Origin of the sequence: Pseudomonas sp. Z4-20 (assembly GCF_051131955.1) — a bacterium.
In the GTDB taxonomy this organism is placed as follows: Bacteria; Pseudomonadota; Gammaproteobacteria; order Pseudomonadales; family Pseudomonadaceae; genus Aquipseudomonas; species Aquipseudomonas marvdashtae.
This window is the reverse complement of record NZ_CP071641.1, coordinates 2098010-2113494: the sequence shown is the minus strand read 5'-3', so window position 1 is coordinate 2113494 and position 15485 is coordinate 2098010. Positions and strand designations below refer to the sequence as shown.

Below are 15485 nucleotides of genomic sequence, written 5' to 3'. Positions count from 1 at the left end.
CTATGGAATTCACGATTCAACACTTTATCGCGCTTGCGCCGCTGCTGATCACCAGCGCCACGATCATCGTGGTGATGCTGGCGATCGCCTGGCGGCGCAATCACTCGCAGACCTTCCTGCTGTCGGTGGCGGGGCTGAACCTGGCCTTGCTGTCGATCTTGCCGGCCCTGAAAGTCGCGCCCCTGGCGGTCACGCCGCTGGTGCAGATCGACAGTTTCGCCTGCCTCTATATGGCGCTGATCCTGGTCGCCACCCTCGCCTGCGTTACCCTCGCCCATGCCTACTTGGGTGATGGCGGTTCGGGTTACCCAGGCAACCGCGAAGAACTGTACCTGCTGATCCTGATGGCCGCCGCCGGTGGCCTGGTCCTGGTCAGCGCGCAGCACCTGGCCAGCCTGTTCATCGGCCTGGAGCTGTTGTCGGTGCCTGTCTACGGCCTGGTGGCCTACGCCTTCTTCAACAAGCGCTCCCTGGAAGCCGGCATCAAATACATGGTGCTGTCGGCAGCCGGTTCCGCGTTTCTGTTGTTCGGCATGGCCCTGCTCTACGCCGACGCCGGCACCTTGAGCTTCGTCGGCATCGGCCAGGCCTTGGCGGCCACCGGCCTGCCAAGCCCGCTCGCGCAACTGGGCCTGGGCATGATGCTGATCGGCCTGTCGTTCAAGCTGTCGCTGGTACCGTTCCACCTCTGGACCCCGGACGTCTACGAAGGCGCCCCGGCCCCCGTGGCGGCGTTCCTCGCCACTGCTTCGAAAGTGGCGGTGTTCGCGGTGATGGTGCGGCTGTTCCAGATCTCTCCAGTGGCGAGCAGCGGCGTACTGAGCAACGTTCTGACCATCATCGCCATCGCGTCGATCCTGTTCGGCAACCTGCTGGCGCTGACCCAGAGCAACCTCAAGCGTCTGCTGGGTTACTCGTCCATCGCCCACTTCGGCTACCTGCTGATCGCGTTGATCGCCAGCAAAGGCCTGGCCGTCGAAGCCATCGGCGTCTACCTGGTGACCTACGTGATCACCAGCCTCGGCGCCTTCGGTGTGATCACCCTGATGTCCTCGCCGTACAACGGCCGCGACGCCGACGCCCTGTACGAATACCGCGGCCTGTTCTGGCGCCGTCCGTACCTGACCGCCGTGCTGACCGTGATGATGCTGTCCCTGGCCGGCATCCCGCTGACCGCCGGCTTCATCGGCAAGTTCTACATCATCGCCACCGGCGTCGAGGCCCACCAATGGTGGCTGGTCGGCTCCCTGGTGCTGGGCAGTGCCATCGGCGTGTTCTACTACCTGCGCGTGATGGTCACCCTGTACCTGATGGAACCGAACCTGCGTCGCCACGACGCCGAGTTGCACTGGGAGCAGAAGGCAGGCGGCGTGATGCTGCTGGCCATCGCCATGTTGGCGTTCTTCCTCGGCGTGTACCCGCAGCCGTTGCTGACGTTGGTTCAGCAGGCGGGTTTGACAGGTTGATTGAGCAAAGACTGTAGCCACACAAAAAACCCGTATCGGCCGATACGGGTTTTTTTTGCCTGGTGGTTTTGGCGTATGGGGGCGTTGCTTGAATGCTGGCATCCTGCTTAGCGCAAAGTGCAAGGCGTTTTCCCCAGCGCTCATGCAGCCTGCACGACGAAAAAAATCGAAGAAACCTTAACTCGCTGTTTCAAAAGGATTTTTATAAGCGCTTCGGCTGGCACGGCCGATGCAATCTACCTGGTACGCGGCGTCGGCGCTTGAAGCCTGCCCGCATCCGTGAATTGCCAGGAGCTACATATGAACGCCATCGACCTGTTGAAAGCCGACCATGAACGCGTAAAGGGCATCCTGTCCCAATTGAGCGAGTCCACCGACCGCGCGCTCAAGAAACGCACCGAACTGTTGGCCAAGCTTGAAATGGAAGTGTCTATCCATACACGCCTGGAAGAAGAAATTCTCTATCCAGCCTTCAAAGAGGCGGGTGACAAGGAAGAGGCCGAGATGTATTACGAGGCCAAGGAAGAACACCGCACCGTAGACTCGTTGGTGCTGCCAGACCTGAAAAACACCGACCCTTCCCAGCCTGAATTCGCGGGTCGCGTGAAAGTGGTCAAAGAACTGTTGGAGCATCACATCGAGGAGGAAGAGGAAGAAATGTTCCCCAAAGCCCAGAAGATCCTCGGCAAGGCTAAACTCGATGAGCTGGGCAATCAGATGGAAGCCGTGAAAGCCCAGTACAAGAAAGAGTTCAGCGCCAACCTGGCCGCTTGATCAAGCGCCTTTGAGCTTCAGCCGTCCCAGGACGGCTGAGTGCGCGTCTACGCCTTTATTGCATCTGCTCGCGCAGGAACTCAACCAACGCCTGTACTGGCCGAGAGCCCTGGCGATGTTGCGGGTAGACCGCCGACAGGGCCAACGGCTCGGTTTCGAAACCCTCCAGCAGCTTGACCAGGCGACCGTCCTTTAACGCTTCGCCGAGAATGAATGTCGGCAGATACGTGATGCCCATGCCGGCAATGGCCGCGTCCCTGAGCAGGTCACCGTTATTGGCGCGCATTCGCCCCACCACTTCCAGCGTCAACGGTTTGCCATTTCCTTCGAATCGCCACTGCACCTGACGGCTGTGCCCGTAAGGCAAGCAATCGTGGTTGCGCAGGTCTTCAGGTCGCGTTGGCATGCCCCGTTGCGTCAGGTAGGCGGGACTGGCGCAGTACACCCGTTCGATGGTCGCAATACGCCGGGCAATCAGTGTCGAATCCTCCAGCACGCCAATCCTCAGCGCCAGATCATAACCTTCGCCGAGCAGGTCCACCGAACGGTCGCTCAGGTCAACTTCGACGCTGACATCCCGATAGCGCTGCAGGAACAGCGGCAGCAGGCTGCCCAAGTGCGCCACGGCGAAGGACAACGGGGCGCTGAGCCGAATGGTCCCGCGCGGCTCGCTGGTCTGGCCGCTGATGCCCTGCTCCACTTGCTCGACTTCACTGAGCAGGCGCAGCGCCGCCTCGTAGTAACGCTGGCCCAAGGGCGTCACGTCCAGCCGCCGCGTCGAGCGATTGAGCAGGCGCACCCCGAGGCGTTGCTCCAGCTCCATGAGCTTGCGGCTGACGAACTGCTTGGACAGCCCGAGCTTGTCCGCCGCCGCAGTGAAACTGCCGGACTCCATGACCTGGGCAAAGATGCGCATTTCTTCGAAGGGGTTCATTGTCATTCCAGGGGTGGACAGTCACAGCCTTTATAGGGAGATTTCAACCCAAATACAAAACCTGCGGTGGTCGGCCAGAACGAAAAATGCCCGCACATCGGCGGGCATCGTTCAGCCAGTCGACAACTTACTTGGCCGTCAGCGCCGAGTAGCTGTTCATCAGGTTGCGGTAGTTCGGAATGCGCTGGGACAGCAGGTTGCCCAGCCCTTCGATGTCGTTGCGCCAGTCGCGATGCAGCTCACACGCCACCGAGAACCAGTTCATCATCTGCGCGCCGGCAGCGGTCATGCGCACCCAGGCGGCTTGTTGCACGGTTTCGTTGAAGGTGCCCGAGGCGTCGGTCACGACAAATACGTCGAAACCTTCAGCCAGGGCCGACAGGGTCGGGAACGCCACGCAGACATCGGTCACCACGCCGGCGATGATCAGTTGCTTGCGGCCGGTGGCCTTGATCGCCTTGACGAAGTCTTCGTTGTCCCAGGCATTGATCTGGCCTGGACGCGGAATGTACGGCGCGTCCGGGAACATTTCCTTGAGCTCCGGCACGATCGGGCCGTTGGGGCCTTGTTCGAAGCTGGTGGTCAGGATGGTCGGCAGGCCGAAGAACTTCGCCAGGTCAGCCAGCGCCAGTACGTTGTTCTTGAACTCGTTGGGCGAAAAATCCTGGACCAGGGAAATCAGGCCAGTCTGGTGGTCGACCAGCAGGACCACCGCGTCGTCCTTGTTCAGACGGTTGTAAGCGGGAACGTTGCTCATGAGATGACTCCGTTGGATGGATGTAGAGAAATGGGTGTGTCAATCAGAACGCAAAGCACGAACAGCCAAACGCGCCCCAGAACCCCTGGAAGTCGCTGACCGGCACGTTCGACAAACGCGCCCGTTCGTGGCTATGGGAATGCACCTTGCACGGCCCGCTGCATTGGTGAACTTGCGCCTGCAACGGTGAAGTCGGACGCCAGTGGCCCGGGACCTTGACTACCGGCGACCAGTCGGGCAGTACCGGGACGCTGGCCGGGCCGAGTTTTTCGAAGTCGCCGGCGGCGTAGACCACCTTGCCGTCCACCACGGTCAGCACCGATTCGATCCACTTGATGGCTTCTTCCTCGACGCTGAAGAAATCCGCGCTCAGGGCCGCCAGGTCCGCCAGTTGGCCGACCTTGATCTGGCCCTTCTTGCCCTGCTCCGACGAGAACCAGGCGCTACCGTGGGTGAACAGCTCCAAGGCGGTCAGGCGCGGCAGGCCTTCTTCATGCAAGGAAAGACCGCCAACCGTACGGCCGCTGACCATCCAGTACAACGAGGTCCACGGGTTGTAGCTCGACACGCGGGTGGCGTCGGTGCCAGCTCCCACCGGCACGCCTTCGGCGAGCATGCGCTTGATCGGCGGAGTGGCTTCGGCGGCCTTGGCGCCGTAGCGGTCGACAAAATATTCGCCCTGGAAGGCCATGCGGTCCTGGATGGCGATGCCACCGCCCAGCGCGCGGACCCGCTCGATGTTCTTCGGCGTGATGGTCTCGGCGTGGTCGAAGAACCAGGGCAGGCCGTTGAACGGAATGTCGCGGTTGACCTTCTCGAACACGTCGAGCATACGGCTGATGGATTCGTCATACGTGGCGTGCAGGCGGAACGGCCAGCGCTGCTCGACCAGATGGCGGACCACCGGCTCCAGGTCCTGCTCCATGCCTGGCGGCAGGTCCGGACGCGGCTCGAGGAAGTCCTCGAAATCCGCCGCCGAGAACACCAGCATTTCACCGGCGCCGTTGTGCCGCAGGAAGTCATCGCCCTGGTGCAACTTGACGCTGCCGGTCCAGTTCTTGAAGTCAGTGAGCTCTTCCTTGGGCTTCTGGGTGAACAGGTTGTAGGCGATGCGCACCGTCAACTGCTGCTCGCGGGCCAACTGCTCGATGACTTGGTAATCGTCCGGGTAGTTCTGGTAACCGCCGCCGGCGTCGATGGCGCTGGTCAGGCCCAGGCGATTGAGTTCGCGCATGAACTGGCGAGTGGAGTTGACCTGATATTCCAGCGGCAACTTCGGCCCTTTCGCCAGCGTCGAGTAAAGGATCATCGCGTTGGGCCGCGCCACCAGCATGCCGGTCGGGTTCCCGTTGGCATCGCGAACGATCTCGCCGCCGGGCGGGTTCGGCGTGTCGCGGGTATAACCGGCGACGCGCAGCGCGGCGCGATTGAGCAAGGCGCGGTCATACAGGTGCAAGACGAACACTGGCGTATCGGGAGCCGCCTGGTTGAGTTCTTCCAGGGTCGGCATGCGCTTTTCGGCGAACTGGAATTCGTTCCAGCCCCCCACCACCCGTACCCATTGAGGGGTCGGTGTGCGATCGGCCTGGTCCTTGAGCATGCGCAAGGCGTCGGCCAGCGATGGCACACCTTCCCAGCGCAGCTCCAGGTTGTAGTTCAAGCCGCCACGGATCAAGTGCAAGTGCGAGTCGTTGAGCCCGGGAATGACGGTGCGACCCTTGAGGTCGACGACCTGGGTGCCGCTGCCGCGCAAGGCCATGGCCTCGGCGTCGGTGCCCACGGCGACGAAGCGCCCCTGGCTGATGGCAACCGCGCTGGCACGAGGTTTCTCGCGGTCGACGGTATGAAATTGGCCATTGAACAGAATCAGATCGGCGTTCATGGGATTTCCTTTGACGATAAATGAATCGATAGGCGGCGACATTTAGAGGGATCGCTTCGCGATCCCACGGGGATAAATCCCCTCGCCACAACAGTGCTTGTCACAAAAGCATCGGCGATGCTTACGGCTCCAGATGCTCGTGGGTCATGGACGCTTCCAGCCACGGCGCGAACAAGCGCGTCGCCAGCGGCATGCACACGTACACCACCGAAAGCACGATGGTCACGGTGATCAGGAACGTCGCGACCACGTAGTTGGATAGAAACGCGTTGAGTTGCAGCAAAGGCCCCCAGAGCAACGGCACCAGCAAGGTGTGCGGCAGGATGACCAGCAGCGTCACCACCGATTGCTTCCAGCGCGGCGGCGGCGCCGAGGCATCCGCCAGCGGGGCGAACCAGAACTCTTTATGCGGCGCGACTTCGGTCTGGTCGCCATCGGCCAAGAGGGGCGCGGCCTCTTCCACCAGTTCACGGCGCTCGGGGGAATCGAGCCAGCGCTGCATGGCGTCGGTGGAGCAGAAACGCAGCACGCAGGTAAACAAGGACAACCCGCCCTGCTTGCCCCGGACCACGTCCACGCCCAAATGCCCGGGCCACTGACCGGCGACGCTGACGATGCGTCGCAGCCAGGCTTCATAGGCACCGTCCTGGCCGGCCTTGATCCGGTGCTTGACCACCAGGGTGACGATTTCGTCAAAACCGGGTGTCGCGTTCGGTGCGGTGGACTTGATGGTTTGAGATTCAGGCATGGTGACGCACTCCAGCAAAACGCGTATTGATCGCCAGGCCACCAGGGCCGGCAATGAACACGCTGGTAAATATAATCAGCAGCAACCAGCCGAACTGCCCTTCCTCCAGGCTCCACTGCGGGTGCACCACCAGCAGCGCAACCGCCAGCAGAAACAGGATGGGCAGGCACGCCAGGCGCACCAGCACGCCGGCCATGATCAGCAACGGGCAGAGCACTTCGGCAAAGATCGCCAATATCAGTGTCGGGGCGGCGCCAAGGTGGAACGGGTCTTCGATGCGGCTCAGCTCGGTGCTGTAATTCAAAAGTTTTGGCAGGCCATGGACCCACAGCAGAAACAGCGCGCCACTCAGGCGCAGGAACAGCAAGCCCAGGTCCTGCATGCGGCGTTCGTCAAAGGTGTTCATCGGTGAGCTCCGGCCGGGTCCGTCGAGGCGGCTGCCGGCAGCGGTTGGGACATATGCGTGGCGATGCGCGAGCGCAACCAGCGTTCGGCAGGGTCGTTGTCATGCACACCGCTCCAGACCATCGACAACTCGGCGGCATTGATCTCGAACGGCGGGTCTTCGGCGCGCAGGGCGCAACCTTCCACCAGCGCGCAGGCGGCGTAGTCCGGCACGGTGGCGATCAGCTCGGTGCCGGCCAGCAGTGCGCGCAAGCCGCTGAATTGCGGCACCGCGAGCACGACTTTGCGGGCCCGGCCGATGCGCGCCAGGTCCAGGTCGATGTTGCCGCTCAGGTCGCCCGAGAACGAAACCATGGCGTGGGGACGCGAACAGTATTCATCCAGCGTCAGCGGCTCCGGACGCTTGTCGCCGCGCAAGACCTTGCAGGGGATGTCCCGCAGTTTCTTGCGCTTGGCATTGGCCGGCAGGTCGGTGGTGTAGCTGACGCCGACGCTGATTTCACCGCTGGCCAGCAGCGACGACATCAGCAGGAAATTGGCCCGCCGCACCACCACGATGATGCCCGGGGCTTCTTCGCGCAGTTGGCTCAGCAAGGGCGGGAACAAGCCGAATTCGGCATCGTCGGACAGACCGATGCGAAACACGTCGCAACTGGTGGACGGGTCGAATGCCTTGGCCCGGCTGACCGCGCCGGAGATCGTGTCCATGGCCGGTTGCAGCTCCTGCAGGATCGCCAGGGCTCGCGGCGTGGGCTCCATGCCGCGGCCATGACGGATCAACAGCGGGTCATCGAACAGATCCCGCAGTCGCCCCAGCGCCGCGCTCACCGCCGGCTGGCCCATGAACAGCTTTTCGGCGACGCGGGTCAGGTTCTTCTCGAACATCAGCGCCTCGAAGATCACCAGCAGGTTCATGTCGAGGCGGCGTAAATCGTTGCGGTTCATGGGTGTCGTTCCTGTTGAATGCCGAGTACCGGCGCAGGCGCAGGCCCGCGCCGGTACGCCTCAGCCCTGGATGAACGCCAGCAGGTCCGCGTTCAAGCGGTCCTTGTGGGTGTCGGTCAGGCCGTGGGGCGCGCCCGGGTAGACCAGCAGCTGCGCGTTCTTGAGCAGCTTGGCGGCAGCGACGCCAGCGGTTTCGATCGGCACCACCTGGTCGTCATCGCCATGCACCACCAGGGTCGGCACGTCGATGTTGCGCAGGTCTTCGGAAAGGTCGGTCTCCGAGAACGCCTTGATGCAGTCATAAGTGTTCTTGTGGCCGGCGAGCATGCCCTGCATCCAGAACCAGTCGATCATGCCCTGGGAGACTTTGGCGCCCGGGCGGTTGGCGCCAAAAAACGCGCTGGCCACATCCTTGTATAGCTGAGAACGATCGGCCAGTGAGGCCTGGCGGAAGCCGTCGAACACCTCGATGGGCAATCCGCCGGGGTTGGCCGCAGTCTTGAGCATCAGCGGTGTAACCGCCGAGATCAGGCCAAGCTTGGCGACGCGAGCGGCGCCATGACGACCGATGTAGCGCGCCACTTCACCACCGCCGGTGGAGAAACCGAGCAGCACGGCGTTCTTCAAGTCCAGGCGCTCGATCAGTTCGGCCAGATCGTCAGCGTAGGTGTCCATGTCATTGCCGTCCCAGGGCTGGCTGGAACGTCCGTGACCCCGACGGTCATGGGCGATCACCCGATAGCCGTTGGAGGCCAGGAACATCATCTGCGCCTCCCAACTGTCGGAGTTCAACGGCCAGCCGTGACTGAAGACCACCGGTTGGCCGCTGCCCCAATCCTTGTAGTAGATCTCTGTGCCGTCGCGGGTGATGAACGTGCTCATGACATGACTCCTTGAGGTGGATAGAGGCTTCATGGTCCGGTCACAGGAGGTATTGGCGTGAGTTAAACGTTGTTAATTTTTTCGCGACTGAGGTTTTAACAAGCTACTGGAGAGCGCTTTTTGTGGCGAGGGAGCTTGGTTGGAACAGAACGCCTTGCCGTTGCGCTTGGCGCAAAACCTGAGGAATATGCTCAGGTACAACCCCTGACCAGGGGAACAGAACAATGAGCGCACCATGAGCCAATACCTCAGCCTGCCCGTCGAACAGACAGTGCATTTCGGCCCTTACCGGGTCCATCCGCGCCAGCGCCTGGTGTTGGAGGGCGGGCAACCGTTGCGCCTGGGACGGCGAGCGGTGGAGATTCTGCTGGTGCTGCTCGAACACGCCGGCCAAGTGGTGAGCAAGCAGCAACTGATCGCTCGTGTCTGGCCCAAGAGCGTGGTGGAAGACACCAATCTGCGGGTTCACGTGGCGGCACTGCGCAAGGCCTTGGGCGATGGGCAAGCCGGCCAGCGCTACATCGTCACCGTGGCGCAGCGCGGCTACAGTTTTGTCGCGCCGGTGACGTTCGAATCGCCCGAACAACTGGCGCGTATCCCGCACCCTTCGCTGGCGCGCAACCTGCCGCCGCGCCGCACTCGCATGATCGGCCGTCAAGGCATGGTCGAGGCGCTGGTGGCGCAGCTGCCGCGAAAACGCTTCATTACCCTGGTTGGCAGTGGTGGCATCGGCAAGACCACCGTCGCCCTGCGGGTCGCCGAGCGGCTGATCGGCCATTACCGCGACGGCACTTATCTGCTGGACCTGGGCTCGCTCAACGACCCGGCCATGATCGCGCCCAATCTCTGCGCCCTGCTCGATCTATCGCTGCAGGACGGCGAGCCGCTTGAGGCCATGATCCGGCCGCTCAAGGAGCGTCACTTGTTGCTGGTGATCGACACCTGCGAACACCTGATCGACGCCGTTGCCCCGCTCTGCGAGACCTTGCTGCGTGGCGCGCCTCACTTGCACATCCTGGCCACCAGCCGCGAAGGCCTGCGCGCCGAAAGCGAACACGTGCAACGCCTCGACTCACTGGCGCTGCCGCCACGGGGCGTGGTCATCGAAGGTTATCCAGCCCTGGCCTACCCGGCGCTGCAACTGTTCGCCGAGCGGGCGATGGCCAGCCAGGACGATTTCGAGCTGACCGATCATGAAGTGCCGATGGTGGTAGACATCTGCCAGCGGCTGGATGGCATTCCCCTGGCGATCGAACTTGCCGCGGCCCAGGTGGGGCGCTTGGGACTGGAAGAGCTTTGCCGGCAGTTGCAGGACAGCGTCGCCCTGCTCGACCATGACATTCACGCCAGCGCACCGCGCCAACAGACGCTGCGCGCCACGCTGGATTGGAGCTTCGCGCTACTGACCACGTGCGAGCAGACGTGCTTGCGACGCCTGGCGGTGTTCATGGGCAGTTTCAATCTCGTCTCGGCCGCGGCGGTCATCGTTGGCCAGCATGTAGCGCCCGAGCAAGTGTTGGTGTCGGTCAGTCAGTTGGTCGCCAAATCCCTGCTGAATGTCGAGATCGGCGACGAAGAGGTGCGTTATCGCCTGCTGGACACCACCCGAAGCTATGCCCTGGAGAAGTTGATCGACGCAGGCGAACTCGCCGCCAGCCAGGAGCGTCACGCCGAGCGCTGCCTGACGCTCATGGAGCAGGCCGAGAAAGATTGGCACACCACGCCCACGCGGCTTTGGATCGAACGCTACGCGACCTACCGTGACGACATCCGCGCGGCGCTGGACCGAGGGTTGGGCCCGCACGGCTCCCACAGCGTGGCGATCCGCCTGACCGCCCGCACCCTGCCCCTCTGGCAAGAACTGTCGCTGCTCAAGGAACATGGGCTTTACGTCAGCAAGGCCCGGCAATTGCTCAGGTCCGGCCCCTCGCCGTGCCCGAAATTGACCCTCGCCCTGGAGCTGGCCCACGCCAGTTTCAACTACCACACCGAGGGCGGTACACCTGCCACCGTCGAGGCGTTCGTCACGGCCCGGCAATGGGCCCGGTTATGCCACGATTTACCCGGCGAGCTGCGGGCAGTGTCGGGCCAAATGACGGTAAATCTCAGCCGCGGTCGCTACCAGGAGGCGCTGGAACAATGGCTGGCCTTCGACCGGCTGGGGCTGCCGGGCGATCCGGTGCTGTCCTTGAGCACCCAACGGTTGCGGGTGCTGGCGTTGCATTTCACCGGCGATCAGGGCGCTGCGCGGCACCATGCCGAGCAGGTCATCCAGCGCCTGGCCCAAAACGGCCACCTGAGCCGCTTCACCCACGGTTTCGGCGTGCAATACGAACAGAGCGTGGCGGCGCTGACCATCCTGGCGCGCATTCTCTGGCTGCAAGGATTCGCCGAAAAAGCCCGGCGCACCGCCGACCTGGCGCTGCAAATCGCCCTGCAGATCAACCACGGGACCTCGATCTGCTACACCCTGGCGACGGCCGGTTGCGTAATCGCCCATTACGCTGGCGATCACTTGACCGCCCGCGAACGGCTCGATCTCTTGAAGTGCCAGGCCAGGAAGCATTCGGTGATGCTGTTCCATGACTGGGCCTGCCATTACCAACGCGCATTTGACGGCGCACCCCTGGCGACGTACCCGACCACCACCAGCCTGATCGAGGACATCGTCGTGACGCTGCGGGCAGAGGCTGTCAGTGCGCAGCAGATCGAACGCGCCCACAGCGGCGCCGCAGGCTGGTGTTCGGCGGAGATCCTGCGGGCCAACGCTCAAGCCTTGCTGGCGCAGAATGACCCGCATGTCGAAAGCCAAGCCGAAGCGCTGCTGCTGGCCGCGCTGGACGTGGCCAGGCGTCAAGGCGCGCTCGCCTGGGAGTTGCGCTGCGCTCTGTCGCTGGCCCGACTGTGGCAGCGCCAGGACCAGGACGAGGCCGCAGAGGATGTGCTCGCCCGCGTCTATCGACGCTTCACCGAAGGCTTCGACACGCCCGATCTAAAAGAAGCCGACGCGCTGCTCCAGTCGCTGGCCCGGCGCCTCGGGTCGTGACCGGTGCGTCTGCCACGCTTGTTGCAGCGCGTAGCGTCGATGCACGAGCTGCCATTGCCCACTGCCGCGCAGTTTTTCCAAGGCATAGGCGCGGGTGGTGCGCAGCAGATGGTAACGAATCCCTTCGGCCCGTTGCTCGACCATCACCAGCGATTGGGCGACCAGCCGTGACAACAGCCAGGGCAATCGACCGGTTTCCACTTCCAAGCAACTGGCCACGGCCATCATCGCCTTGAGCGTGAACGGCAATTCGAACACCGCGAGGCGTTGGAAAACAGTTCGCTCATCGTCACTCAAGCGTTCGAAACTCCAATCCAGGGCCGCCTCCAGGCTTCGGTGGCGCGCCTCGGCTGTGCGACGTCCATGGCTCAGCAGCGACAGACCGTAGTTCAACTGCTCGAGAACCCCGGCCACGCCCAGCACATCCACTTGCGCCGCCGCCAATTCCAGTGCCAGCGGCAACCCATCCAAGCGCCGGCAGATCCGCGCCAAGGGGATCAGGTCGCGCTCACTCGGCTTGAAATCCTGCTGCCGGGCGCCGACCCGATCAATCAATAGTTGTACCGCCGGGGAGGCCAATATCTGGTGGCAGGGTTCGTGGGGCGATGTCACAGCCAGGCCGGGCAATTGCACGACATTTTCGTCAGCAAGATCGAGGGCTTCGCGGCTGCTCAATAGCAGCGATACGCCCGGCGCCGTTGCCCGCAGCGTCACGGCCAGTTCCCGGCAGGCGCCGATCAGGTGTTCACAGCCATCGAGCACCAGCAACATCCGACAGGGTTGCAGTCGCTGGGCCAAGGCCCCGCCGGCCAGGCCAAGGGCTTGGGCAATCCGCACCGGGACCTGCGCCGGGTCGTTGATGGCAGCCATATCAATGAACCAGGCGCCGTCGGCAAAGTGCTCCAGCAACAGCTCAGCTGTGCGCAGCACCACGGTGGTCTTGCCGATACCGCCCGGACCCGTGACGGTAGTCAGCGGCTGGCGGGGCACTTCGACCAGCAAGCGGCCCAGCACCTTGTCGCGACCGATCACCGGACTCAGGCGCGCGGGCAGATTGTGCCGCTCGGACGGCGGCGTGTCGGGGAGTTGCGCAACTGACTCCAACGCCAGCGGCACGGCAAAGCAGTAGCCCTGGCGGGGATGATTGAGAATGTAGCGTTGGCCGTCACGGCCCTCGCCGAACGCTCGCCGCAGCGCCGCGATATGCACCCGCAGATTGATGTCTTCAACCACGCTGTCGGGCCAGACGCGGGCAATCAGCGTTTGCTTGCTGACGAAGGCCCCGGCGTGCGCTACCAATACTTGCAAAATGTCCAGCGCGCGACCGCCCAGCGCCAAGGGGCTTGCGTCACGGGTGACCAGTCGCTGCTGGCGATGGAAGACAAACGGACCGAAGCACACCGTGGGCTCGGTGCAGGGTTTGACGAAACTGTTCATGAGCGATCCTGCGCCAGATGACCGGTCCAGGCAGATCGCTGCGCAACGCCGCACACGTCTGCCCTGGCTCTTGCGCATCCTTTCCAGAGGGTTCGCCGTTATCTTGGCAGCCATCGACGGGAGAACAATGCTGGCACAGGACCCATCACGGACATGACGGTGCCCAGGACGGACACCGGAGGCTCAACTGAACTGCTGCCGGTACTGGACCGGGGTCAGGCCGAGTTTTTCACTGAACAGCAGGCGCATGTGCCGGACACTGCCGAACCCGCTGCGAAAGGCCACGGTCTTGAGCGGCAAGTCGGTGGATTCAAGCAACTGCCGCGCCCGATCGATACGCGCGCCCTGCAGGAACTCCATGGGCGTCATCTTGACTTCCCGGACGAACACCCGGGCAAAATGCCGAGCGCTCATGGCGGCCAGGGCCGCCATGCGTTCGACGGTGAAGGGTTCCTCCAGGTGCTCCATCACGTAGTTCTGTACGCGCGTCACCGGCGAATCCTGGGTCGCGATCACCGCAACCGACGGACTGAACTGCGCCTGCCCGCCCTGACGCTGCATCACCACCAGCAATACCTTGGCAATATCCAGCGCGGCTTTGCGCCCATGGTCCTGGGCGACGATGGACAAAGCCATATCGATGCCGGCCGTGACGCCGCCCGACGTGATCAGGCGCCGGTCTTGCAAAAAGATCTTGTCAGTCTCGACCAACGCCTTGGGAAAGCGCTGGATCAGCCGCTCGGTGTAGTGCCAATGGGTGGTGACGCGGTGCCCGTCCAGCAGGCCCGCTTCACCGAGCACAAAGGCGCCGGTACAGATCGAACCGTAGCGAGTGGCCCGTTGGGCCGAGGCCCGCAGCCAGGTGTGCAAACCTGGATGCCGATCGTTGTAGGCGCCAGGGCCGCCCGGCACCAACAATATGTCGTAGGCAGCCCAAGCCTGGTCGATATGGATGTCGGCCTGGACCGTCACACCATTGGAGGCCCGCAGCGGGCCTCGCTCGGTGCCCAGGGTCAGCAACTGATAGTGTTGATCCGGCCCGAGAAAACGATTGGCGATGGAAAACACTTCGAGAGGCCCGGCCATGTCGAGCAGCAGGAAATCGGGGAATAACACCATCGCAACGGTTTTCATGGATAAGACGCCAAAATCGGGAGGACACTGCTGCCAGCTCGGCCACAGGGTGACAACGGGACATTGGCGGGCATTATGACGAAGCGAAGCACCGTCGGCGAGATTGTCCACTCAGGACGGACAGTATTTCCCCATTAAGCCGCTTATTGAACAGCCTGATAACCATTAACCTTCTTCTGTACCCGGCGAACGGCCACGGCCACCGCCCACTGAAACCAGGAGAATCCTCATGCTGACCCTTCGCAAAGCGACTGAACGCGGTATCGCCCGTCACGGCTGGCTGACTTCGTTCCACACCTTTTCGTTCGCCCACTACCGCGACATCAACCAACAGGGTTTTTCCGACCTGCTGGTCATCAACGACGACCGCGTCGCCGCGGCCAAAGGCTTCGGCCAGCACCCGCATCGGGACATGGAAATTTTCTCCTATGTGCTCGAAGGCGCGCTGGAGCACAAGGACACCTTGGGGACAGGCTCGGTCATTCGTCCGGGCGATGTGCAACTGATGAGCGCCGGCAGTGGCGTGGCCCACAGTGAGTTCAATCACAGCGCCGACGAACCGGTGCACTTCCTGCAAATCTGGATCGTGCCCAATGTCGTAGGTGCCACGCCGCGCTACCAGCAGGAACATTTCAGTACCGAACAGAAACGCGGCCGCCTGCAACTGATCATCTCCCCCGACGGCGCCGAAGGTTCGCTGCATGTTCGTCAGGACGCACGGGTGTATGCCGGCCTGTTCGATGGCAAGGAAAGCGCCACACTGACGTTGGCCACTGATCGCTACGCCTATGTGCATGTCGCCCGAGGCAGCGTCGAGCTCAATGGCGTGGCGTTGCAAGAAGGCGATGGCGTACGAGTGCGCAATGAGCAAGTGTTGACGCTGACCAACGGCAAAGACGCCGAGGTGCTGGTGTTTGACCTGCGCCCACAGGAACTGCCGCAAATGCCATGAGGCCCACGCCGTGACGCTATCGATGAACCTGTGGGACCCGCTCGCTCCCACAGGGACTCATGGCCTCACTCGCTCTCCAGCGCAAACGCCGCGATAGGGTTTCGCCCTTCGTATTGCGGCGCC

The 15485-nt window shown here is 62.9% G+C and carries 13 protein-coding genes; 4 read left to right on the top strand and 9 right to left on the bottom strand.

The features are described from left to right. Positions 1-2: 2 nt before the first annotated feature. Complete coding sequence (gene nuoN / locus J3P82_RS09830) at positions 3-1466, top strand: NADH-quinone oxidoreductase subunit NuoN (RefSeq protein WP_434562641.1); 1464 nt, start codon at positions 3-5, stop codon at positions 1464-1466. Positions 1467-1766: 300 nt separating this feature from the next. Continuing rightward, on the top strand, positions 1767-2240 hold the full coding sequence (locus J3P82_RS09825) for a hemerythrin domain-containing protein (protein WP_434562639.1): 474 nt from the start codon (positions 1767-1769) through the stop codon (positions 2238-2240). A gap of 55 nt (positions 2241-2295) precedes the next feature. Here J3P82_RS09825 and J3P82_RS09820 read toward each other — a convergent pair whose 3' ends face one another. From J3P82_RS09820 to J3P82_RS09790, 7 genes are all read right to left on the bottom strand, one after another. Next, complete coding sequence (locus J3P82_RS09820; RefSeq protein ID WP_434562637.1) at positions 2296-3174, bottom strand: LysR family transcriptional regulator; 879 nt, start codon at positions 3172-3174, stop codon at positions 2296-2298. A 127-nt stretch (positions 3175-3301) separates the two neighbouring features. Next, complete coding sequence (gene ycaC, locus J3P82_RS09815; protein ID WP_030141308.1) at positions 3302-3931, bottom strand: isochorismate family cysteine hydrolase YcaC; 630 nt, start codon at positions 3929-3931, stop codon at positions 3302-3304. A 43-nt stretch (positions 3932-3974) separates the two neighbouring features. Then, the gene (locus J3P82_RS09810; protein ID WP_434562635.1) at positions 3975-5813 is read right to left on the bottom strand and encodes an amidohydrolase; all 1839 of its coding nucleotides are present in this window, start codon (positions 5811-5813) and stop codon (positions 3975-3977) included. 121 nt (positions 5814-5934) lie between these two features. Continuing rightward, positions 5935-6561, bottom strand: coding sequence for an antibiotic biosynthesis monooxygenase (locus J3P82_RS09805; protein ID WP_434562633.1), 627 nt, complete (start codon positions 6559-6561; stop codon positions 5935-5937). Further along, a complete protein-coding gene (locus J3P82_RS09800; RefSeq protein WP_434562631.1) occupies positions 6554-6967 on the bottom strand; it encodes a DoxX family protein in 414 nt (137 codons plus the stop codon). Before J3P82_RS09800 ends, J3P82_RS09805 begins: the two co-directional genes overlap by 8 nt. Continuing rightward, complete coding sequence (locus tag J3P82_RS09795; protein ID WP_186609342.1) at positions 6964-7911, bottom strand: LysR substrate-binding domain-containing protein; 948 nt, start codon at positions 7909-7911, stop codon at positions 6964-6966. Before J3P82_RS09795 ends, J3P82_RS09800 begins: the two co-directional genes overlap by 4 nt. Before the next feature lie 60 nt (positions 7912-7971). Continuing rightward, positions 7972-8793, bottom strand: a complete 822-nt coding sequence (locus J3P82_RS09790) for an alpha/beta fold hydrolase (protein ID WP_434562629.1) — start codon at positions 8791-8793, stop codon at positions 7972-7974. A gap of 235 nt (positions 8794-9028) precedes the next feature. On the opposite strand from J3P82_RS09790, the gene J3P82_RS09785 reads away from it, so the two are divergent. Next, the gene (locus J3P82_RS09785; protein WP_434562627.1) at positions 9029-11839 is read left to right on the top strand and encodes an ATP-binding protein; all 2811 of its coding nucleotides are present in this window, start codon (positions 9029-9031) and stop codon (positions 11837-11839) included. Here the strand turns inward: J3P82_RS09785 and J3P82_RS09780 are convergent. Beyond that, the gene (locus J3P82_RS09780) at positions 11786-13276 is read right to left on the bottom strand and encodes an ATP-binding protein (RefSeq protein WP_434562625.1); all 1491 of its coding nucleotides are present in this window, start codon (positions 13274-13276) and stop codon (positions 11786-11788) included. The genes J3P82_RS09785 and J3P82_RS09780 overlap by 54 nt on opposite strands. A 183-nt stretch (positions 13277-13459) precedes the next feature. Then, positions 13460-14410, bottom strand: coding sequence for a GlxA family transcriptional regulator (locus tag J3P82_RS09775; RefSeq protein WP_434562623.1), 951 nt, complete (start codon positions 14408-14410; stop codon positions 13460-13462). 229 nt (positions 14411-14639) lie between these two features. Between J3P82_RS09775 and J3P82_RS09770 the strand changes: the two genes are divergently transcribed. Beyond that, on the top strand, positions 14640-15362 hold the full coding sequence (locus tag J3P82_RS09770) for a pirin family protein (protein ID WP_434562621.1): 723 nt from the start codon (positions 14640-14642) through the stop codon (positions 15360-15362). Positions 15363-15485 lie beyond the last annotated feature (123 nt).

What these genes read in the sequence shown, in the direction of transcription:
- nuoN (WP_434562641.1), top strand. Translation starts at nt 3, where the DNA reads ATGGAATTCACGATTCAACACTTTATCGCGCTTGCGCCGCTGCTGATC.
- J3P82_RS09825 (WP_434562639.1), top strand. Translation starts at nt 1,767, where the DNA reads ATGAACGCCATCGACCTGTTGAAAGCCGACCATGAACGCGTAAAGGGC.
- J3P82_RS09820 (WP_434562637.1), bottom strand. Translation starts at nt 3,174, where the DNA reads ATGAACCCCTTCGAAGAAATGCGCATCTTTGCCCAGGTCATGGAGTCC.
- ycaC (WP_030141308.1), bottom strand. Translation starts at nt 3,931, where the DNA reads ATGAGCAACGTTCCCGCTTACAACCGTCTGAACAAGGACGACGCGGTG.
- J3P82_RS09810 (WP_434562635.1), bottom strand. Translation starts at nt 5,813, where the DNA reads ATGAACGCCGATCTGATTCTGTTCAATGGCCAATTTCATACCGTCGAC.
- J3P82_RS09805 (WP_434562633.1), bottom strand. Translation starts at nt 6,561, where the DNA reads ATGCCTGAATCTCAAACCATCAAGTCCACCGCACCGAACGCGACACCC.
- J3P82_RS09800 (WP_434562631.1), bottom strand. Translation starts at nt 6,967, where the DNA reads ATGAACACCTTTGACGAACGCCGCATGCAGGACCTGGGCTTGCTGTTC.
- J3P82_RS09795 (WP_186609342.1), bottom strand. Translation starts at nt 7,911, where the DNA reads ATGAACCGCAACGATTTACGCCGCCTCGACATGAACCTGCTGGTGATC.
- J3P82_RS09790 (WP_434562629.1), bottom strand. Translation starts at nt 8,793, where the DNA reads ATGAGCACGTTCATCACCCGCGACGGCACAGAGATCTACTACAAGGAT.
- J3P82_RS09785 (WP_434562627.1), top strand. Translation starts at nt 9,029, where the DNA reads ATGAGCCAATACCTCAGCCTGCCCGTCGAACAGACAGTGCATTTCGGC.
- J3P82_RS09780 (WP_434562625.1), bottom strand. Translation starts at nt 13,276, where the DNA reads ATGAACAGTTTCGTCAAACCCTGCACCGAGCCCACGGTGTGCTTCGGT.
- J3P82_RS09775 (WP_434562623.1), bottom strand. Translation starts at nt 14,410, where the DNA reads ATGAAAACCGTTGCGATGGTGTTATTCCCCGATTTCCTGCTGCTCGAC.
- J3P82_RS09770 (WP_434562621.1), top strand. Translation starts at nt 14,640, where the DNA reads ATGCTGACCCTTCGCAAAGCGACTGAACGCGGTATCGCCCGTCACGGC.